Source organism: Paenibacillus sp. OT2-17, from assembly GCF_009827695.1.
Lineage (GTDB): Bacteria > Bacillota > Bacilli > Paenibacillales > Paenibacillaceae > Paenibacillus > Paenibacillus polymyxa_B.
The window spans coordinates 1-896 of record NZ_WUDQ01000923.1 but is presented as its reverse complement, the minus strand read 5'-3'; the positions used below and the strand labels follow the sequence as shown (position 1 = coordinate 896).

The 896-nt window shown below is 44.2% G+C and carries 1 protein-coding gene; it reads right to left on the bottom strand.

Annotated elements, in window-relative coordinates; genetic code table 11:
- Positions 1–115: 115 nt before the first annotated feature.
- Positions 116–896: PfkB family carbohydrate kinase (locus GRP75_RS28210; protein WP_160791031.1), on the bottom strand; the 781-nt coding region annotated here is incomplete at its 5' end.

Sequence of the window (896 nt, the reverse complement as noted above, 5' to 3'; positions counted from 1 at the left end):
GTATTTCACACTGTCCATCAGACAACATGCTCCTTTTACAAATTCAATAATTGAGGCCATTACGTACGTGAAGCTCCAAATACGCGTTGTTGTAGGGTAGAGTTCTCTTGATTACTTATGTATCTTTCTTTTTAAAATACACGCCCTTGAAAAACACAAAATTTTGCGAATGTGTGCCATACAGCTCCTGAAACCTAGAATGGAGTTTATTCATAGAAAGGGTCTCTGAAACCGTCCGATCCGTTTGCAGGGTCAAGTCGACACAGCTAATTCCAAATTGGCACACTTGCTCCATAGGATAACCTTGGGTAATACCATAAATCATCCCGGCAATAAAAGCATCATCTGCGCCTGTGACATCAATGACCTCTTGAACAGGATGCATAGGAATTTGTCCATGAGTTCCATCCTGAGAGGCGTACAAAACACGATCAGCACCGCAGATAAAAATGACATTTTGAACCCCAAGTTTGTGAAAAATCCGGGTGGCATCCAACATATGCTGATCATCTGTAAGTTCTAGCCCCAAATAGGCTTCAGCCTCCACCGGTTTACATACCAGCCATTCCACCCCATGCAAATTTCGGGGAAGCTTTCTCATCTTGGAGGCTGATACCGAAGAAACGACAATCGGAACCCGATGCTCATGGCAGACATGTATGGTGGCCGCAATTACGTTCATAGAGAAATTAGTGTCCAGCAGAACCAGTCGGGACGAGGCGATTAAAGGAGCATTTTCAAAAATTACTGAAGGACGAATCTGATCATAAATCTCCATTTCTGCTGTCGCTACAATCAGTTCACCACGCTCGTTCAGCAAGGCAGTATAAACCCCAGTTGACGGTTCACCTTTGACTTGTAGAGGAACCACGTGCATGTAACGGCTGGATTGTTCG